This window comes from Enterobacter cloacae complex sp. GYL001 (assembly GCF_049237125.1).
GTDB classification, from domain to species: Bacteria; Pseudomonadota; Gammaproteobacteria; order Enterobacterales; family Enterobacteriaceae; genus Enterobacter; species Enterobacter hormaechei_C.
This window is the reverse complement of sequence record NZ_JBMKGW010000003.1, coordinates 421,516-442,395: the sequence shown is the minus strand read 5'-3', so window position 1 is coordinate 442,395 and position 20,880 is coordinate 421,516. Positions and strand designations below refer to the sequence as shown.

Sequence of the window (20,880 nt, the reverse complement as noted above, 5' to 3'; positions counted from 1 at the left end):
ATGTTTTTAAGTCAGGAAGATTTTGCCAAGGTAGTGCGTTCCACTCCGCTGATCTCAATTGATTTGATCGTGGAGAACGAACGCGGCGAGTTCTTGCTGGGGAAACGAACCAATCGTCCTGCACAGGGCTTCTGGTTCGTGCCCGGCGGGCGCGTGCAGAAGGATGAGACGCTTACCGATGCGTTTGAGCGTCTCACTCTGGCGGAACTGGGCCTGCAACTGCCAATGGCAGCGGGCCAGTTTTACGGGGTCTGGCAGCACTTCTATGACGATAACTTTTCAGGCACCGGGTTCACCACGCACTACATCGTGCTGGGGTTCCGCCTGAAGGTGAGTGAGGCAGACCTGCGTCTGCCTGATTCTCAGCATGACGATTACCGCTGGTTAACGCCAGAGGCGCTGCTGGCAAGCGACAACGTCCATGACAACAGTCGGGCGTACTTCCTTGCGGAACGTCAGGCCGAGGTGCCAGGCCTATGAAAATCCTCGTCTACGGAATTAACTACTCGCCGGAGCTTACCGGTATCGGGAAATACACCGGCGAGATGGTCGAGTGGATGGCGAGCCAGGGACATGACGTGCGGGTGATTACTGCCCCGCCGTATTACCCGGAGTGGAAGGTAGGCGAACGCTATTCCAGCTGGCGCTACCGCCGCGAAGAGGGCGCCGCGACCGTCTGGCGCTGCCCGCTCTACGTGCCGAAACAGCCCTCGACGCTGAAACGTTTAATTCATCTGGGCAGTTTTGCCCTGAGCAGTTTCTTCCCGCTGATGGCGCAGCGTCGCTGGAAGCCGGATCGCATCATCGGCGTGGTGCCGACGCTGTTCTGCACGCCAGGCATGCGCCTGCTGGGAAAACTCTCCGGCGCGCGCACCCTGCTGCACATTCAGGATTATGAAGTGGACGCCATGCTCGGGCTGGGGATGGCGGGGAAAGGCAAGGGCGGCAAGGTGGCGAAGCTCGCCAGCGCCTTTGAGCGCAGCGGCCTGCACAACGTGGATTACGTCTCGACCATCTCGCGCTCAATGATGAACAAGGCGCAGGAGAAGGGCGTCCCGGCGGAAAAAGTGATCTTCTTTCCGAACTGGTCCGAAGTGGCGCGCTTCCGCGATGTGACAGACCAGGATGCGCAGGCGTTACGCGCGCAGCTCGGGTTGCCTGCTGAGCAAAAAATCATTCTTTACTCAGGCAACATCGGCGAAAAACAGGGGCTGGAGAGCGTGATTGACGCCGCGCTTCAGCTGAGCGAACACCCGTGGATGTTCGTGATAGTCGGGCAGGGCGGCGGTAAAGCGCGGCTGGAAAAAATGGCCAGCGAGCGCGGACTGACCAACATCCGCTTCTTCCCGCTTCAGTCTTATGACGCGCTGCCCGCGCTGCTGAAAATGGCGGATTGCCATCTGGTGGTGCAAAAACGCGGCGCGGCGGATGCGGTGCTGCCGTCCAAGCTGACCAACATTCTGGCAGTGGGCGGAAACGCGGTGATTACGGCAGAAGCCGCAACAGAATTAGGCCAGCTGTGCAACAGCTACCCGGGCATTGCCGTTTGCGTGGAGCCGGAATCGGTTCCTGCGCTGGTGACCGGAATTGAGCAGGCACTTGCCATGCCAAAAGAGAACACGGTGGCACGTGAATATGCCGAACGCACGCTCGAGAAAGAGAACGTGCTGAGCCAATTTATTGCAGATATACGGGGATAAATCATGAGTCAAACCACTTTGTATCCGGTCGTAATGGCGGGTGGATCCGGGAGCCGGTTGTGGCCACTGTCCCGCGTGCTTTATCCAAAACAATTTCTGTGCCTGAAAGGCGACCTCACCATGCTGCAAACGACGGTTAACCGTCTGCACGGCGTGGAGTGTGAAAGCCCGGTGGTGATCTGTAACGAACAGCACCGCTTTATCGTTGCCGAGCAGCTGCGCCAGCTGAACAAACTGACCGAAAATATCATTCTGGAGCCTGCCGGACGCAACACGGCGCCTGCCATTGCCCTTGCGGCGCTGGCGGCAAAACGCAGCAGCCCTGACTGCGACCCGCTGATGCTGGTGCTGGCGGCTGACCACGTCATCCAGCAGGAAGAGGCCTTCCGCGATGCGGTACGCGCCGCGATTCCTTACGCTGAGAACGGCAAGCTGGTGACCTTCGGCATCGTGCCGGATCTCCCGGAAACCGGCTATGGCTACATTCGCCGCGGCAGCGTTACGCCTGGTGAAGGTGACAGCGTGGCCTTTGACGTGGCGCAGTTTGTCGAAAAACCGAATCTGGAAACCGCGCAGGCGTACGTGGCCAGCGGGGAATACTACTGGAACAGCGGTATGTTCCTGTTCCGCGCCGGTCGCTACCTGGAAGAGCTGGAAAAATATCGCCCGGATATCTTGCGCGCCTGCGAAAAAGCGATGGCGGTGGTGGATCCGGATCTCGATTTTATCCGTGTGGACGAAGAAGCCTTCCTCGCCTGTCCGGAAGAGTCCATTGACTATGCGGTAATGGAACGTACGGCAGATGCGGTAGTGGTACCTATGGATGCGGGCTGGAGCGACGTCGGCTCCTGGTCGTCACTGTGGGAGATCAGCGCGCATACCCCGGAGGGTAACGTCCATCACGGGGATGTGATCAGCCACAAAACGGAAAACAGCTACGTCTACGCCGAATCTGGCCTCGTCACCACGGTAGGGGTGAAGGATCTGGTGGTCGTGCAGACCAAAGACGCGGTGCTGATTGCCGACCGTAATGCCGTGCAGGACGTTAAAAAAGTGGTGGAGCAGATCAAGGCCGATGGCCGCCACGAACACCATATTCACCGCGAAGTCTACCGCCCGTGGGGCAAATATGACTCCATCGACGCCGGCGAGCGTTACCAGGTGAAACGCATCACCGTGAAGCCGGGAGAAGGGCTGTCGGTGCAGATGCACCATCACCGCGCCGAACACTGGGTGGTGGTGGCGGGGACCGCCAAAGTGACCATCGACGGTGAAGTGAAGCTGCTCGGTGAAAACGAGTCCATTTATATTCCGCTGGGGGCGACGCACTGTCTGGAGAACCCGGGGAAAATTCCGCTCGACTTAATTGAGGTGCGTTCCGGCTCCTATCTGGAAGAGGACGACATCATCCGCTTCCAGGATCGCTACGGGCGCGTGTAGCACTCCGCATCTTGCCCGGTGGCGCTGCGCTTTCCGGGCCTACGAATGACAAAAATTAATTTGGCCATTACATGGTCAGGGCCAACTGTTGCCTGAAAAAGGGGTCATCATGGAAAAATTAACCTGTTTTAAAGCCTACGATATTCGCGGCAAGCTGGGCGAAGAGCTGAACGAAGACATTGCGTGGCGCATCGGCCGCGCGTACGGCGAATACCTGAAACCACAAACTATCGTGCTGGGCGGCGACGTGCGTCTGACCAGCAAATCCCTGAAGCTGGCGCTGGCGAAAGGGCTACAGGACGCGGGCGTCGATGTGCTGGACATTGGCCTTTCCGGCACCGAAGAGATCTATTTTGCCACCTTCCACCTGGGCGTGGACGGCGGTATCGAAGTGACGGCCAGCCATAACCCGATGGACTACAACGGCATGAAGCTGGTGCGCAAGGGCGCGCGTCCTATCAGCGGCGACACCGGCCTGCGTGACGTGCAGCGTCTGGCCGAGGCCAACGACTTCCCGCCGGTGAATGAAGCCACACGCGGCAGCTATAAGCAGATTAACCTGCAAAAAGAGTACATCGACCACCTGCTGGGCTACATCAACGTGGCGAACCTCAAACCGCTGAAGCTGGTGATTAACTCCGGCAACGGCGCGGCAGGCCCGGTTGTCGATGCACTTGAAGCCCGCTTTAAGGCGCTGAACGTGCCGGTGACCTTCGTCAAAGTGCACAACACGCCTGACGGCAACTTCCCGAACGGTATTCCTAACCCGCTGCTGCCGGAGTGCCGCGACGACACCCGCAACGCGGTGATTGAGCACGGCGCCGATATGGGTATCGCCTTTGACGGCGATTTCGACCGCTGCTTCCTGTTCGACGAGAAAGGGCAGTTTATCGAAGGCTACTACATCGTTGGCCTGCTGGCGGAAGCGTTCCTCGAGAAAAACCCGGGGGCGAAAATCATTCACGATCCGCGTCTTTCCTGGAACACCGTCGACGTGGTGAAGGCCGCGGGCGGCGAGCCGGTGATGTCCAAAACCGGCCACGCGTTTATCAAAGAGCGTATGCGTGAGGAAGACGCCATCTACGGCGGCGAGATGAGCGCCCACCACTATTTCCGTGATTTTGCCTACTGCGACAGCGGGATGATCCCGTGGCTGCTGGTGACTGAGCTGCTGTGCCTGAAAGGGCAGAGCCTGGGTGAACTGGTGCGTGACCGCATGGCGGCGTTCCCGGCGAGCGGCGAGATCAACAGCAAACTGGCACAGCCCGCTGAGGCCATTGCCCGCGTAGAGCACCACTTTGCCATTCATGCGCTGGAGATTGACCGTACCGACGGTATCAGCATGGCGTTCCCGCAGTGGCGCTTCAACCTGCGCTCCTCCAACACCGAGCCGGTAGTGCGCCTGAACGTGGAGTCCCGCGCCGATACCGCGCTGATGGAAGCCCGAACGAAGGACATTCTGGCGCTGTTGAATCAGTAAAAAGAAAACCTTACCCCTCACCCTAACCCTCTCCCCAAAGGGGAGAGGGTTAGGGTGAGGGGTAAGGTTTAGAACTAAAGGAACAACGATGACAAATCTAAAAAAGCGCGAACGAGCGAGAACGAATGCATCGTTAATCTCTATGGTGCAGCGTTTTTCTGATATCACCATCATGGTCGGCGGACTGTGGGCGGTGTGTTGGGTCAGCGGGCAGTCGTTCTTATACATGCACTTGCTGATGGCGTTGATTGCGCTGGTGGTGTTTCAGATGATCGGCGGCATGACCGATTTCTATCGTTCATGGCGCGGCGTCAAAATGACCACCGAACTGATGCTGCTGCTCCAGAACTGGACCTTAAGCCTGGTTTTCAGCGCAGGGCTGGTGGCGTTCAGCCATGATTTTGATAACCGTCTTGTGACCTATCTCTGCTGGTATCTGTTAACCAGCATTGGCATGGTGGTCTGCCGCTCGCTGATCCGCTTTGGCGCGGGCTGGCTGCGCAACCGCGGGTATAACCGTCGCTTCGTTGCCGTGGCGGGCGACCTGCCGGTGGGACAGGTGTTGCTCGACAGCTTCCGCAAAGAGCCGTGGTTAGGTTTTGAAGTGGTCGGGATTTATCACGACGCGAAGCCCGGCGGCGTGCCGTCCGACTGGGCAGGTAACTACGAACAGCTTATTGACGATGCGAAAGCCGGCAAAATTCATAACGTCTACATCGCCATGCAGATGAAAGATGAATCCCGCATCAAGAAACTGATGCGCGAGCTGGCGGATACCACCTGCTCGGTGATCCTCATCCCGGATGTCTTCACCTTCAATATTCTCCACTCCCGTATTGAAGAGGTGAACGGGGTACCGGTTGTTCCACTGTACGACACGCCGCTGTCGGGGATTAACCGCGTGCTGAAGCGCGTGGAAGATATCGTCCTTTCGTCCCTGATCCTGCTGCTCATCTCCCCGGTGCTGTGCTGCATTGCGCTGGCGGTGAAGCTCAGCTCGCCGGGGCCGATCATCTTCCGTCAGACCCGCTACGGCATGGACGGTAAGCCGATCATGGTGTGGAAATTCCGCTCCATGAAGGTGATGGAGAACGACAAGGTGGTGACCCAGGCGACGCAGAACGATCCGCGCGTCACCCGCGTGGGCAACTTCCTGCGCCGTACCTCGCTCGATGAGCTGCCGCAGTTCATCAACGTGTTCACCGGCGGGATGTCCATCGTCGGGCCTCGTCCTCACGCCGTGGCCCATAACGAGCAGTACCGCACCCTGATTGAAGGCTACATGCTGCGCCATAAGGTGAAGCCAGGCATCACCGGCTGGGCGCAGATCAACGGCTGGCGCGGCGAGACCGACACGCTGGAAAAAATGGAAAAACGTATCGAGTTCGATCTGGAGTACATCCGCGAGTGGAGCCTCTGGTTCGATATCAAGATTGTTTTTCTGACCATTTTCAAAGGCTTCGTGAACAAAGCGGCGTACTAAGATGAGCTTACGAGAAAAAACCATCAGCGGCGCGAAATGGTCAGCCATGGCCACCATCGTCATTATTGGCCTCGGCCTGGTGCAGATGACGGTGCTGGCGCGCATTATCGATAACCACCAGTTTGGTCTGCTGACCGTCTCGCTGGTGATTATCGCTCTGGCCGATACGCTGTCGGACTTTGGTATCGCCAACTCCATTATCCAGCGTAAGGAGATCAGCCATCTGGAGCTGACCACGCTTTACTGGCTGAACGTCGGGCTGGGTATCTTCGTTTTTGTGCTGGTGTTCCTGCTGAGCGATGTGATTGCCGGTGTGCTGCATAACCCGGACCTGGCGCCGCTGATGCGCACCCTGTCGTTCGCTTTCGTGGTGATCCCGCACGGGCAGCAGTTCCGCGCGCTGATGCAGAAGGAGCTGGAGTTCAACAAAATCGGCATGATTGAAACCAGCGCCGTGCTGGCGGGCTTTACCTTCACCGTGGTCAGCGCCCATTTCTGGCCGCTGGCGATGACCGCCATCCTCGGCTACCTGGTTAACTCTGCCGTGCGCACGCTGCTGTTTGGCTTCTTTGGCCGTAAGATTTATCGCCCGGGGCTGCATTTTTCACTGGCGTCTGTTTCATCCAACCTGCGCTTCGGCGCGTGGCTGACGGCAGACAGCATTATCAACTACGTGAATACTAACCTCTCCACGCTGGTGCTGGCGCGCATTCTGGGCGCGAGCGTCGCGGGTGGCTACAACCTGGCGTATAACGTCGCGGTTGTCCCGCCGATGAAGCTCAACCCTATCATTACCCGCGTGCTGTTCCCGGCGTTCGCCAAAATTCAGGACGATACCGAAAAGCTGCGCGTGAACTTTTACAAGCTGCTCTCCGTCGTGGGGATCATCAACTTCCCGGTGCTGCTGGGGCTGATGGTGGTTGCCAGCAATTTCGTACCGCTGGTGTTTGGCGAGAAGTGGAACAGCATCATCCCGATCCTGCAACTGCTGTGCGTCGTGGGGCTGCTGCGCTCGGTGGGGAACCCGATTGGTTCTCTGCTAATGGCGAAGGCGCGCGTGGATATCAGCTTCAAGTTCAACGTGTTTAAAACCTTCCTGTTTATTCCGGCAATTATTGTGGGCGGCCACATGGCGGGCGCCATTGGCGTGACGCTCGGCTTCCTGCTGGTGCAAATCGTCAATACCGTGCTGAGCTACTTCGTGATGATCAAACCGGTGCTGGGCTCCAGCTACCGTCAGTACATCCTCAGCCTGTGGCTGCCGTTCTATCTCTCCTTACCGACGCTTGCGGTGAGCTACGGCCTGGGCGTGGTGCTCAACGGGCATCTGCCGCTGGCGGCGTTGCTTGCGGTGCAGGTCGCGGCAGGCGCGCTGGCGTTCGGCGTGATGATTGTGCTGTCACGCAATGCGCTGGTGGTCGAGATGAAGCGCCAGTTTTGCCGTAACGAAAAAATGAAAACGCTGCTTCGCGCAGGCTAATTTTACGAGGCCATTATGAAATTACTTATTCTTGGCAACCATACCTGCGGCAACCGTGGCGACAGCGCCATCCTGCGCGGTTTACTGGATGCAATTAACACCCTTAAGCCTGAGACAGAAGTGGATGTGATGAGCCGTTATCCGGTCAGCTCATCCTGGTTACTGAACCGCCCGGTGATGGGCGACCCGCTCTACAGCCAGATGAAACAGCACAACAACGCCGCGGGCGTGATGGGGCGCGTGAAGAAAGTGCTGCGTCGCCGCTACCAGCATCAGGTGCTGCTTTCTCGCGTGACCGACACCGGCAAGCTGCGCAACATCGCCATCGCGCAGGGTTTTACCGATTTTGTTCGTCTGCTATCCGGCTATGACGCCATTATCCAGGTGGGCGGTTCGTTCTTCGTCGATCTCTACGGCGTGCCACAGTTTGAGCATGCACTTTGTACGTTCATGGCGAAAAAGCCGCTGTTTATGATCGGCCACAGCGTCGGGCCATTCCAGGATCCGCAGTTTAACCAGCTGGCGAACTATGTCTTCGGCCACTGCGACGCGCTGATCCTGCGTGAATCGGTCAGCCTCGACATGATGAAACGCAGTGAAATCGACACCACCAAAGTGGAGCACGGTGTGGACACCGCCTGGCTGGTGGATCATCAGGATGACAGTTTCCAGGCCAGCTACGCGGTACAGCACTGGCTCGACGTGGTGGCAAAGCAGAAAACCGTCGCCATTACCCTGCGTGAACTTGCTCCGTTCGATAAACGCCTCGGCACGACCCAGGCGGCGTACGAGAAAGCCTTTGCCGACGTGGTGAACCGCGTGCTGGACAGCGGTTACCAGGTGCTGGCGCTTTCCACCTGTACCGGTATCGACAGCTACAACAAAGATGACCGTATGGTGGCGCTCAACCTGCGCAACCTGGTGAACGACCCGTCCCGCTATCACGTGGTGATGGACGAGCTGAACGATCTGGAGATGGGCAAGCTGCTCTCCGCCTGCGACCTGACCGTGGGCACGCGTCTGCACTCGGCCATTATCTCGATGAACTTCGGCACGCCAGCCATCGCCATTAACTACGAGCACAAGTCTGCGGGCATTATGCAGCAGCTCGGCATGCCGGAAATGGCCGTCGATATTCGTCATCTGCTGGACGGGTCGCTGGGTGCGATGGTGGGCGACACGCTCGGCCAGCTGCCTGCGATCAACGAACGTCTGGCGATAGCGGTAAAAGCCGAACGCGAAAAAGGTATTGGCATGGTGAAATCCGTACTCGACCGCGTCCGGGAGGGGAAATGAAGGTTGGTTTCTTCTTACTGAAATTCCCGCTGTCGTCTGAAACCTTTGTGCTGAACCAAATCACCGCGTTTATCGATATGGGATATGACGTGGAGATTATCGCCCTGCAAAAGGGCGATACGCAAAACACCCATGCGGCGTATACCCGGTATGGGCTGGAGGCGAAAACCCGCTGGTTGCAGGACGAACCCACCGGACGAATGAACAAACTGCGCCATCGCGCCAGCCAGACGCTGCGCGGCCTGCATCGCGCCTCGACGTGGCGGGCGCTGAATATGTCGCGCTATGGGGCGGAGGCCCGCAACCTGATCCTTTCCGCCATTTGCGGGCAAACGGCCCAGCCGTACCGGGCCGATGTCTTTATCGCCCACTTTGGCCCGGCGGGTGTAACTGCGGCAAAACTGCGTGAGCTGGGGGTGATTGACGGCAAAATCGCAACCATTTTCCACGGTATCGACATCTCCAGCCGGGAAGTACTGAACCACTACACGCCGGAATATCAGCAGCTGTTTCGCCGCGGCGACATGATGCTGCCGATAAGCAACCTGTGGGCCGGACGCCTGAAAACCATGGGGTGCCCGAGCGAGAAAATCACCGTTTCACGCATGGGCGTGGATATGGAACGTTTCACTCAGCGACCGGTTAAGGTGCCGGGCAAGCCGCTGCAAATTATCTCTGTTGCCCGCCTGACCGAAAAGAAAGGGCTGCACGTAGCCATCGAAGCCTGTCGCCAGCTGAAGGCGCGCGGCGTGGACTTCCACTACCGCATCCTGGGTATCGGGCCGTGGGAGCGTCGCCTGCGCACGCTGATTGAACAGTATCAGCTGGAAGACGTGGTCGAGATGCCGGGCTTCAAGCCGAGCCACGAAGTGAAAGCCATGCTTGATGACGCGGATGTGTTCCTGCTGCCTTCCGTAACCGGCGCCGACGGCGATATGGAAGGTATTCCCGTGGCGCTGATGGAGGCGATGGCGGTCGGCATTCCGGTGGTCTCGACCCTGCACAGCGGTATCCCGGAGCTGATCACCTCTGAGCATTCCGGCTGGCTGGTCCCTGAAAACAATGCGCTGGCGCTGGCGGATCGTCTGGCTGCGTTCAGTTATATCGATCAGCAGACGCTGATCCCTGTGCTGCAAAATGCGCGGCAAAAAGTTGAAGCAGAATTCAATCAGCAGGTGATTAATCGCCAGTTAGCGAGCCTGCTGCAAACGCTGTAACGCTGAGGTTGTATGCTGAAAAAGATTACCCGACGCCGATTTGTCTCTTCTTTATCCGTCCTGGCTGCCATGCCGCTGTTGTCGTCCCGCGCTGCGCGGGCGGCAACCGGGAAGACGGTTTCTGTCGATCGCTACAACAATAACGACTGGATCGCCGCCTTTAAGCAGGCATTTACCGAGGGCGATACCGTTGTTGTTCCCGCCGGGTTAACCTGTGAAAACATCAATACCGGCATTTTCATTCCTGATGGCAAAACCCTGCTGATCCGCGGTGCGCTGAAGGGCAACGGCCGCGGGCGGTTTGTGCTCCAGGAAGGCTGTAAGGTCATTGGGGAAGGAGAGGGGCGCACGCATAACATTACGCTGGACGTGCGTGGCTCCGACTGTGTCATTAAAGGGCTGGCGATGAGCGGCTTCGGCCCCGTCACCCAGATCTACATCGGCGGTAAAAAGCCGAGAGTGATGCGTAACCTGCTTATCGATCGCATTGCCGTGAGCCAGGCCAACTACGCCATTCTGCGCCAGGGTTTTCATAATCAGGTGGACGGTGCGCGCATAACCAACAGTAAATTCAGCCATTTGCAGGGTGACGCGATTGAGTGGAACGTGGCGATTAACGACCGCAATATCCTGATCTCTGACCACGTGATCGATAACATCAACTGCACAAACGGCAAGATCAACTGGGGGATAGGCATTGGGCTGGCTGGCAGCACGTACGACAATGACTATCCGGAACAGCAGACCGTTAAAAACTTCGTGGTGGCAAATATCACCGGCAGCAACTGTCGGCAGTTGGTCCATGTTGAAAACGGTAAACACTTTGTGATCCGTAATATCAAGGCCAGCAATATTACTCCCGACTTCAGTAAAAAGGCCGGAATTGATAACGCGACGGTAGCTATTTATGGCTGTGATAATTTCGTTATTGATAATATCGATATGGTGAACAGCGCCGGAATGTTAATCGGGTATGGCGTGATCAAGGGCGATTATCTGTCGATACCGCAAAACTTCAAACTTAACGATATTCGCCTGGATAACCGACAGCTTGCCTATAAGCTGCGCGGGATACAGATTTCTTCCGGCAATGCCACCTCGTTTGTTGCCATCACCAACGTCAACATGCAGCGAGCAACGCTTGAGCTGCACAACAAGCCACAGCATCTTTTCTTGCGTAATATCAACGTGATGCAGGAGTCAGCGACGGGACCAGCGCTTAAGATGAACTTCGACTTGCGCAAAGACGTGCGTGGGAAGTTTATGGCCAAAAACGAGACGCTGTTGTCGCTCGCGAACATAAAAGCGGTTAATGAAAAGGGGCAGAGTTCGGTGGATATTGATCGGGTCGATCAACACGTGGTGAATACGGAACGGTTGAATTTTGCGCTGCCGCACAGGTGACGGTGGAGGCCTTAGGCGTATGCCATTCAATCTGATGTAACCCCTAAAAATTTGTTACTGAATTCAGCGGTTTTAAGGTTTATAATCCCTGAAATTACTTTGCAAGTTTTGTTTAATCAACAGCGCTACCTCAGGGAAAGAAGCGATTGCCAGAGGTTCGCCAAACACACATAACGCATTGAGTGGATTATGAACGATAAGGTTTTGTTTATTGGCGCGTCTGGTTTTGTCGGCACTCGTTTAATCGAGATTTCCAAGACTGATTTTGATGTTACTAACTTCGACAAACAGCAGAGTCATTTTTATCCGGATATTACTGTCTCCGGTGATGTTCGTAATCAGGATCAACTCGATCAGGCGCTTGCTGGTTTTGAAACGGTCGTGCTGCTCGCCGCTGAGCACCGTGATGACGTTAGCCCAACATCACTATACTATGATGTAAACGTACAGGGTACTCGTAACGTATTGTCTGCTATGGAAAAAAATAACGTTCAGAACATTATTTTTACCAGTTCTGTGGCTGTGTATGGCCTTAACAAAGTCAACCCTGACGAATCCCATCCGCACGATCCTTTCAACCATTACGGCAAAAGCAAATGGCAAGCGGAAGAAGTTCTGCGCGAGTGGTTTAATAAAGCTCCAGATGAAAGATCCCTGACAATTGTCCGGCCTACGGTCATCTTTGGTGAGCGTAACCGTGGAAACGTGTATAACCTGCTTAAGCAAATTGCAGGTGGTAAATTCGCCATGGTAGGCGCTGGAACCAACTATAAGTCAATGGCTTATGTCGGTAACATTGTTGAATTTATCAAATTTAAGCTGACCAATGTTAAGCCGGGTTATGATGTCTACAACTATGTAGACAAACCAGACCTGAACATGAATCAACTAGTTTCAGAAGTTGAGAAGAGTCTCAATAAAAAAATCCCTTCAGTTCACCTCCCTTACCCGCTTGGAATGTTAGGTGGGTATTGCTTTGATATTCTTAGCAAAGTTACCGGGAAGAAATATGCAATTAGTTCTGTGCGCGTAAAGAAATTCTGTGCAACTACACAGTTTGACGCGACCAAGGTACACAGCTCTGGATTTAAAGCGCCTTATACCTTATCTCAAGGTCTGGACCGTACGCTGAAGTATGAGTTCGTTCATGAGAAGAAAGATGACATCACGTTTGTATCTGAATAATGCCTCAAAGGTTGCGATTTGTCGGAAACAGAGGGCTGTGCGATTTTCGCGACAGGGTTTCCGATAATTCTGGGTCACACTTAATGCATACTCATGTTTGGTAATGTGAGTTTTAACGCGAAACGTGATTTGCATAAGGCGTAGTAGACTTCTTAATCGGGCAATTTTCCTGATTAGGTCTATACTTCGTCAACCATTTTAAGGTGGAAGATAAAATGACCAATTTGAAAGCAGTTATACCGGTAGCAGGTCTGGGCATGCACATGTTGCCCGCCACAAAGGCCATTCCTAAAGAGATGCTGCCGATCGTTGACAAGCCGATGATTCAATACATTGTCGACGAGATTGTTGCTGCTGGGATTAAAGAGATCGTTCTGGTGACGCACTCTTCTAAGAACGCCGTCGAGAACCACTTCGACACCTCTTATGAACTCGAGGCTCTGCTTGAGCAGCGCGTTAAGCGTCAGCTTCTGGCAGAAGTTCAGTCTATCTGTCCTCCTGGCGTGACCATCATGAACGTGCGTCAGGCGCAGCCGTTGGGTCTGGGCCACTCCATCCTGTGCGCGCGCCCGGTGGTGGGGGATAACCCGTTCATCGTGGTTCTGCCGGATATCATTATTGATAACGCTTCCGCCGATCCGCTGCGTTATAACCTGGCGGCAATGGTCGCACGCTTCAACGAGACGGGCCGCAGCCAGGTGCTGGCGAAACGTATGAAGGGCGATCTCTCTGAGTATTCTGTTATTCAGACTAAAGAGCCACTGGAGTCGGAAGGGCAGGTTAGCCGGATTGTTGAGTTTATCGAAAAACCCGATCAGCCGCAGACCCTGGACTCTGACCTGATGGCAGTCGGCCGTTATGTGCTGAATGCGGATATCTGGGCTGAGCTGGAAAAAACTGAGCCGGGCGCCTGGGATCGTATCCAGCTGACCGATGCGATTGCTGAGCTGGCGAAGAAGCAGTCGGTTGATGCCATGCTGATGACCGGCGACAGCTATGACTGCGGTAAGAAAATGGGGTATATGCAGGCGTTTGTGAACTATGGCCTGCGTAACCTGAAGGAAGGGGCGAAGTTCAGAAGCCGGATTGAGAAGTTGCTCTCTGCTTCTCAAAACTGATACCTTTCAATGCTAATGCAAGCGGCAGCTTAACTATAGTTATGTTAAAACATAATATCGATAGTATGAAAGCGCCGCTTTTAAGAATACTTACTAACAATAACATTGCGTTAGCCTGTACTGATTGTACTGTTTGTACCCTTTATGTTTCTATCTGATATCATATACGATAATCAATAAGAACTGTTCAAAAAGTGTACTGAAATCGTTCGGGCAATAATCAGACATTTTTGGCAGCATACATTTTTTACCAGCGCACTGGCTGCTGTTAAGCTAGGGGCGGTAGCGTCGCTTATTTTTAATTATAAAGAACACTTTTATGAAAATTGCAATAGGAATTTCAACGTTAAATGATGGTATTTATCAAGTACAAGAAAAGATAAGATCATTACCTGAAAATATTATTGTTATAATTTCACATCAGATATCCGACGAGAAAAATTATCCAGAAAATATAATCACCTATCCAAATGCAATAATAAAAAAGTCCTTTATCAAAGGATTGAGCAAAAGTAGAAATGTCCTTCTTGAGGAAGCAATAATATTAAACATTGATTACCTTTTGATAAGTGATGATGATGTTTTCTATTTAAATGAAGGGTTATTACAGCTTGAAAATTTCTTAAATAAGCAAAACGATAACTCACATTATCAATTCCAAAGCTGCACTGAAGATGGGATACTAAGGAAAAAATATCCGCACTCGTTAAAAAAAATAAATCGTCTTGATAGCTTTAAAATTTCCTCGATAGAAATGTGCTTGAATATAAAAAATATCATAAGGAACGGAGCACGTTTTGATGAGCGATTTGGGTTGGGGGCAACTTATCAGGCGGGTGAAGAACCTATTTTTATTAATGATCTGTTAAAATCGAAAGAAAGAATCTTCTTTGTCCCTATAACCGTAACAGTTCATCCTATAGAAAGTTCTGGCAATAAAATATTCACAAGCTCAGAATCACTGGCTGATAGAGGGGCTATATTTATCAGGTGTGGTGGTTATACGCTTGGATTAATCTATTTATTTGCTTTCTGGATGCGGAAGTTTCTCTTTTCAAAAGTATTAATAGAAAATAAGATAAAACCTTTTTCTGCTTTGCTTATTTTACTTAAAGGATATTTTTCAGTATGAATATTCATAATGAAAATCTCAATCCAGATATAATTCGTAAGTTAGTAATATTTTGCCTGCCTTTATCTATATTTGCTCTTTTCTGTTACCCATTGATGTTTCTTGTAGTTATAAGTCTTATCTCACCTTTATTAACGGGTGTGACCAGGAGGTTCTATTATTTTGCATTAATGATCTTTATTGTGGCTTTCTTCGCTTCATTAAAACCTTTCGGTGACTTAGCGGAGTATTTAAATGTTTATAAAGATTTAAATGCAAATATGCTGGAAGTTTTCGGATACTCGAGATTCGGAAACGGACTTGAGTTTATGTTTTTGCTCTTTATGAAATTTATCGGTAGTATAAGTAATGGTAATGAACAATTCTTCCTTGTTGCTACTTATACACTTATTATCATTTGTTTAAGTAACCTAATAAAAGATATTGACTCTAGATATCAATTACTAATTCTTGGCTTGTTCTTTTTTAATCTAGGTTTTGTTGAGGTTTCATCTTATTTTTTAAGACAGGTTCTATCAATACTTGTCTTTTTAAATGCTATAAATAAAAGTAGATTTAAAAAATGGCTATTATTTATCATTGCGGTTACATTTCATGTTTCGGCAGTGATAAACATTGTGATATATTTACTGGCGCTTTTATTGAAAGATAAAAAAATTTCTTTCGTTGTAATCTTACTTGCTTTCTCAGCAGCTGCTCTCATCTTTTTTGGGCTTCTGTATGTTACCCCGCTTTATGACATCGTCGTGACTAAATTTCTTTCCGTCTCTGAAAATGATAAATTTAGTACTCTGCCATTAAATTATATAATAATGACGCTGGCAAACATTGTTATCATATTAGTCGCAACAAGGAAGGGTAGTGTTTATACCAACTTTGAAAAGTTATTATTCTTTAAAGAATGTTTTCTTTTTTTAATATTGTTATCGCTACCTGCTCTTTCAAATAGATTAGGGATGATTATTTTTGGTTTTTATCCCTATTTTTTATTGGCTAACTTCAAGCGTCGCTCTATAAACCTTAACACCCGAGAATATATTTTCTTTGGGGCTATTTTTGTTATTAACTTATTGCCCTTCCTTTATTTGATGTATAACGTGTCGATGGGAAATAATATGTTTACTTTCTTTGAAGGAAAACCATTGACTGCGAATCTATATAATATAATAAATTACTTTGCTGAAACCTTCGATAAAGGGGTTCAGTATATAAATGAAGGGAATTAATCATGTCAAGGTATCTTAGTAATCTTTTCTGGTTATTAAGTGATAGAGTATTCATGATGGTTTTTCAACTATCGTTATTTGCTTCTATCAAACGGTTATATGGGCTTGAAGTCTTGGGGGGGTGGGCCACATTAAATAACATATCTCAATTGTTGTTATCAGTATTCCTATTTGGTATCGATATAGTAGTAGTAAAAAAAATTATTGATAAGCCTTCGCATGCAGGTAGGGAAATTGGGTCCGCTATCTTCTTGCAATTTTTAGGATTGTTGGTTTACACATTAATTTTCTTATTTATTACTCTGACTTTCTATAAGACAATCCCTTCATCCTTGAATTATGCACTAATATTAATTACAGCAAATTTTTTAAGCTTGTTTGCAAAGTTTATTTTCTTTCATTATTCTGCTTTAGTTGAATCAAAGTATCGTGCTATAACTATCTTAACGAGTGTCGCTATTTCATATGGATTCCTATGGTTCTGTATTTATAATGAATTTTATATTTTTTACTCTTATGTCTTTTTCTATTTTGTTCAGGCTTTGATAAGTATATATATTTATATTAATTATTTCCCCGCAGCAACAAAATGGTTGGTCGACATCAGCATCTCTAAAAATTACTTTCGGGTAGGATTGAAATTAATTATATCAACCGTTAGTGTTTCATTATTTACTCAGTGTGATGTAATATTACTTGAATATTTTTCAGGTGCAGAGGAAACCGGTGCATTCAGTGCAGCATTACGTTTATCAGCCATCTGGTTTATGTTAGGAGGGCTGATAGCAAATGCTTTCTTTCCTAAGATAGTTGAACTTGAAAAAATTAGCCAAACAGCTTCATTTATTTTCATTAAATGGATTAGCGGCATAGTATGCGCAATGTCAATATATGCAGCATTAATTTCTACTGTTCTCTCGGGATTCATTATGAAATTACTGTATGGTAATGGCATGGAATTATCAGCGCAAATTTTCAGCATCCATATGTGGAGCGGAATTTTTATCTTTCTGGGATCATTTTCTTCAAAATGGTTATTTAGTAAGGAATATATAAATTTTGAGGTGCAAAAAACTTTGTTAGCGGCATTGCTTAATATCACCCTGAATTTAATTGTTATTCCAAAATACGGTGCTATAGGAGCAGCAACCGTCTCTTTGTTCTCCTATTTCGTCGCTAATCTTTTGTTTTTTGCATGTACAAAAAAGACCAGAGGGATATTTTATGTTCAGGCTGAAAGTTTTAAATATGTTTTCTTGCCCTGGCTTTTAATTAAAGATTATGGAAGGGTAAAATGTCAGTTTCAGTAATAACTCCTGTGTATAATAGAGCGAATTTAATTGATAAATTATTTTTCTCACTAAAAGATCAAACGTCACAAGCCTTTGAGTGGATTATTGTAGATGACGGTTCTACAGATAATTTGAAAGAAATAGTATCAGATTTTAAAAGACAAGCATCTTTTAAAATTAATTACACATATAAAAGCAATGGTGGTAAACATACCGCGTTAAATGAAGGTATACCACTTGCGGAGTATGAGTGGGTATTTATTGTCGATAGTGATGACACTCTGCCGACTAATGCCATTGCAGTTGTAAATGAAAAAATAAAAAATATCAAAGAACTTACCTGTAAGGGACTTGTCTTTCTTAAAGCATATGAATCAACTAAGGCAGTTATAGGTGATATTAATTCTTTAAATAAAGTGAATAGCAATCAGTTTGCTGGTGTGAAAGGGGACAAAGCAATCATTTTCAGACGAGACTCCTTTATAGAAAATAAGTTTCCAACATGTGTTGGTGAGAACTTCTTAACTGAAGCGTATTTGTGGAACAGGATTCTTGAAAAGGGTTACTTTCAGTGCTGGAATGAGGTGATCTATTATGCCGAATATCTTGAAGGAGGGCTAACTAGTAATTATAAAAATCTTCTTAAAAAAAACCCAGTTGGGACTCTTTCATTTGTATTAAGCAATTTAAATTTAAATGAGATTGGTTTAAATATTTATAAACAAAGTGCATTCCATTTTTTACCAATTTGTGACAGTTTAAATATCAAAATTTTATTTAAGAAAGTTAATAGTAGAGTGTTTTTTATATTTATGCTCTGTCTTACGTATACCTACATCAAAAGCAAAGTAAAAGGAATTATAAAGTGATACCAAAAGTTATACATTATATTTGGCTAGGTGGTAATGTACTACCGAAAACCTATTCCGACTGTATAGAATCATGGCATGATTACGCTAGTGATTTTGAAATTAAATTATGGAATGAAGATTCCTATAGAGCATACTTTGGTATCGATTCTTTTGTTGAAGAAATGTTAAAGTCAAGAAAGTATGCTTTTGCGGCTGATTATATAAGATGTCAAGTTTTATACGAATTTGGTGGTATTTATCTTGATACTGATATGGAACTAGTACGAAACATTGATAAATTATGTTCCCACGTTGCTTTTCTTGGAGAAGAAGACACTCATAAACCAAGTTGCGGTATACTAGGATGTAAGCCTCAATTCTGGCTTTTCGGTGAACTTATGCGAGCAGTTAAACATGCAAATGGATTATTTACCATCCCTGAACTTTTAAAGGGAATCCTCGATGAAAAGGAAATATCAAGGAATGGTTTAGATGACCTCACTACTATACAAGATATAACCATATATTCTGAAAAATTCTTTTATCCATACAATCCCTACGGTAGTTCTGGTAGGGAACAATTATTATATCGTTATGTTACTGAAGATTGTTTTGCTATACATCACTGGGGAAAGTCATGGAGCCTCTCTTTCCCACAACGTTTAAAAAGAAAATTATTAACGTTTATGAGGAGAAAATAAAGTGAATGTTTTAGTTACAGGGGGTGCTGGATATATAGGATCACATACTGTTATAAGACTTGTCGAACAAAAACACAATGTAACTATTATCGATAATCTTTCCAATTCTAGTTTTGAAGCGTTACGTCGTGTTGAAAAGATCACGGACAGTAAAATCTCATTTCACAACATCGACATACGTGATACCGATGCAGTTAGAAAAATTATAATTAATAGTGAAGCAGAGGTAGTTATCCATTTTGCCGGGCTTAAATCTGTTTCCGAATCTATTCGTGATCCATTGTTATATTATTCTAATAATGTTGAAGGTACATTAAGTCTGGTACGCGCTATGAAGAATACAAGCGCAAAAAAATTGATATTTAGTTCTTCAGCAACTGTGTATGGTGAGCCAAAAGTTATTCCACTTAGCGAAAGTTGTGCTATTGGTAATACTACAAATCCATATGGCACTTCGAAACTTATGGCCGAGATGATATTGAGCGATCTCTGTAGAAGTAAATATGGACTAGAAGTTATTTCTCTACGTTACTTTAATCCTGTCGGAGCACATTCCTCAGGTTTGATTGGAGAAGACCCCAATGCAATACCAAATAATCTTGTCCCTTATCTTACAAATGTGGCAATTGGAAAGTTAGATGCGTTGCATATATTCGGTACTGATTATCCCACACATGATGGAACAGGAATTCGAGATTTTATCCATGTTATGGATTTAGCTGAAGGTCATCTCGCGGCCGTTAATACGCTTCCTAAAATGGATACTTATACTGCTTACAACTTAGGTACTGGAAAAGGGTATTCTGTTCTTGAGCTGGTAGAAACATTCGAAAGGGTAACTAATAAACGAGTTAAAAAAATATTTGCCCCTAGAAGAAAGGGTGATGTTGCAGAGTGTTGGTCTGATTCACGCTTGGCTTTGAAAGAATTAGGTTGGTCTGCTAAGTATTCTTTAGAAGATATGCTCGAAGATTCCTGGCGTTGGCAGGTTAATAATCCTAATGGTTATAAATAAGGTTTAAATAATAATGAAAGAGTTAGTATCCATTATAATGCCTAGCTATAACTCCTCTAAGACTATCATATTAAGCATTCAATCTGTCTTAGCTCAAAAATATGAAAACTGGGAGTTGCTTATTACTGATGACTGTTCATCAGATGATACTTTAGAAATAATTTTAAGTTTTTCTAAAAAAGATGAAAGAATAAAGGTGTTCTCTTTTGATAATAATTGTGGCGCTGGGGCGGCTAGAAACAATTCTATTGAAAAAGCAAATGGGCGTTATATTGCATTTTTAGACAGTGATGATATGTGGCATGAAGATAAATTAATGAAGCAAGTTGATTTTATGTTAACTGGCCATTATGGTTTGACTTATACTGCATATAGCAAAATTAATGTAGACGGACAAGTTAAAAAGAAAATTAAACCGCCAGCACAAGTTGATTATAATGAGCTATTAAAATCAAATGTAATTGGCTGTCTTACAGCTATGTATGATGTGAAAATGTTGGGGAAGGTTTATATGCCATTGATCCGAAAAAGACAGGATATGGCGCTTTGGCTAAATATACTCAAAAAAATTGATTTTGCTTATTGCTTGAATGAAAATTTAGCTTTTTATCGAGAGGGTCACTCAAGTCTTTCGTCTAACAAAGTCAAAGTTCTTAAATCCCAATGGTCATTTTACCGTGATCATTTAAAATTGAGTTTTCCCTTGGCTTTATATTATTTTTTTAACTATATCCATAGAGCTTTAATTAAACATGCGTGACTATTAATAAATATTGGTAATTATTCTTTAATAGTAATTCTTTTTTTACTACCAACGTTTTCGTAGCTGAGTTACCATTGTTAATACTTTGTAAGCCGCA

At 47.8% G+C, this 20,880-nt stretch carries 18 protein-coding genes; all 18 read left to right on the top strand.

Annotated features, from left to right (window positions below; translation table 11 throughout):
• A complete protein-coding gene (locus tag ACOTWU_RS09555; protein ID WP_126499130.1) occupies positions 1–480 on the top strand; it encodes a GDP-mannose mannosyl hydrolase in 480 nt (159 codons plus the stop codon).
• Positions 477–1,700: a colanic acid biosynthesis fucosyltransferase WcaI gene (gene wcaI, locus ACOTWU_RS09550; RefSeq protein ID WP_022651482.1), complete on the top strand. Its 1,224-nt coding sequence runs from the start codon at positions 477–479 to the stop codon at positions 1,698–1,700. Before ACOTWU_RS09555 ends, wcaI begins: the two co-directional genes overlap by 4 nt.
• Before the next feature lie 3 nt (positions 1,701–1,703).
• Positions 1,704–3,140 carry a mannose-1-phosphate guanyltransferase gene (gene cpsB, locus ACOTWU_RS09545; RefSeq protein WP_017693088.1) on the top strand — a complete coding sequence of 479 codons (1,437 nt, stop codon included), beginning with the start codon at positions 1,704–1,706 and terminating at the stop codon, positions 3,138–3,140.
• Positions 3,141–3,249: 109 nt separating this feature from the next.
• Positions 3,250–4,620 carry a colanic acid biosynthesis phosphomannomutase CpsG gene (gene cpsG, locus ACOTWU_RS09540; RefSeq protein ID WP_045338360.1) on the top strand — a complete coding sequence of 457 codons (1,371 nt, stop codon included), beginning with the start codon at positions 3,250–3,252 and terminating at the stop codon, positions 4,618–4,620.
• Positions 4,621–4,708: 88 nt separating this feature from the next.
• Entirely contained in the window at positions 4,709–6,103 is a 1,395-nt protein-coding gene (gene wcaJ / locus ACOTWU_RS09535) for an undecaprenyl-phosphate glucose phosphotransferase (RefSeq protein WP_006811236.1), read from the top strand.
• 1 nt (position 6,104) lies between these two features.
• Positions 6,105–7,583, top strand: coding sequence for a colanic acid undecaprenyl disphosphate flippase WzxC (wzxC, locus tag ACOTWU_RS09530; protein ID WP_003863527.1), 1,479 nt, complete (start codon positions 6,105–6,107; stop codon positions 7,581–7,583).
• Between the two features lie 15 nt (positions 7,584–7,598).
• Positions 7,599–8,879, top strand: a complete 1,281-nt coding sequence (gene wcaK / locus ACOTWU_RS09525; RefSeq protein WP_126499096.1) for a colanic acid biosynthesis pyruvyl transferase WcaK — start codon at positions 7,599–7,601, stop codon at positions 8,877–8,879.
• The gene (gene wcaL / locus ACOTWU_RS09520) at positions 8,876–10,096 is read left to right on the top strand and encodes a colanic acid biosynthesis glycosyltransferase WcaL (protein ID WP_126499097.1); all 1,221 of its coding nucleotides are present in this window, start codon (positions 8,876–8,878) and stop codon (positions 10,094–10,096) included. Before wcaK ends, wcaL begins: the two co-directional genes overlap by 4 nt.
• 12 nt (positions 10,097–10,108) lie before the next feature.
• Positions 10,109–11,500 (top strand): colanic acid biosynthesis protein WcaM, encoded by a 1,392-nt coding sequence (gene wcaM, locus ACOTWU_RS09515; protein WP_017693090.1) that lies wholly within the window; start codon positions 10,109–10,111, stop codon positions 11,498–11,500.
• Positions 11,501–11,689: 189 nt separating this feature from the next.
• A complete protein-coding gene (locus tag ACOTWU_RS09510) occupies positions 11,690–12,685 on the top strand; it encodes an NAD-dependent epimerase/dehydratase family protein (RefSeq protein WP_062938699.1) in 996 nt (331 codons plus the stop codon).
• A 215-nt stretch (positions 12,686–12,900) separates the two neighbouring features.
• Complete coding sequence (galF, locus tag ACOTWU_RS09505) at positions 12,901–13,803, top strand: GalU regulator GalF (protein ID WP_062938700.1); 903 nt, start codon at positions 12,901–12,903, stop codon at positions 13,801–13,803.
• A gap of 319 nt (positions 13,804–14,122) precedes the next feature.
• Positions 14,123–14,935, top strand: a complete 813-nt coding sequence (locus tag ACOTWU_RS09500) for a hypothetical protein (RefSeq protein ID WP_063859126.1) — start codon at positions 14,123–14,125, stop codon at positions 14,933–14,935.
• On the top strand, positions 14,932–16,161 hold the full coding sequence (locus ACOTWU_RS09495) for an EpsG family protein (RefSeq protein ID WP_126499098.1): 1,230 nt from the start codon (positions 14,932–14,934) through the stop codon (positions 16,159–16,161). The genes ACOTWU_RS09500 and ACOTWU_RS09495 overlap by 4 nt, the downstream gene beginning before the upstream one ends.
• A 2-nt stretch (positions 16,162–16,163) precedes the next feature.
• Complete coding sequence (locus tag ACOTWU_RS09490) at positions 16,164–17,471, top strand: polysaccharide biosynthesis C-terminal domain-containing protein (RefSeq protein WP_060580118.1); 1,308 nt, start codon at positions 16,164–16,166, stop codon at positions 17,469–17,471.
• Positions 17,456–18,322, top strand: a complete 867-nt coding sequence (locus tag ACOTWU_RS09485; RefSeq protein ID WP_063859128.1) for a glycosyltransferase family 2 protein — start codon at positions 17,456–17,458, stop codon at positions 18,320–18,322. Before ACOTWU_RS09490 ends, ACOTWU_RS09485 begins: the two co-directional genes overlap by 16 nt.
• Positions 18,319–19,005 carry a glycosyltransferase family 32 protein gene (locus ACOTWU_RS09480; RefSeq protein ID WP_060580472.1) on the top strand — a complete coding sequence of 229 codons (687 nt, stop codon included), beginning with the start codon at positions 18,319–18,321 and terminating at the stop codon, positions 19,003–19,005. The genes ACOTWU_RS09485 and ACOTWU_RS09480 overlap by 4 nt, the downstream gene beginning before the upstream one ends.
• Before the next feature lies 1 nt (position 19,006).
• Entirely contained in the window at positions 19,007–20,020 is a 1,014-nt protein-coding gene (galE, locus tag ACOTWU_RS09475) for a UDP-glucose 4-epimerase GalE (RefSeq protein ID WP_074169506.1), read from the top strand.
• A gap of 13 nt (positions 20,021–20,033) precedes the next feature.
• Positions 20,034–20,780, top strand: coding sequence for a glycosyltransferase family 2 protein (locus ACOTWU_RS09470; RefSeq protein WP_126499100.1), 747 nt, complete (start codon positions 20,034–20,036; stop codon positions 20,778–20,780).
• Positions 20,781–20,880 lie beyond the last annotated feature (100 nt).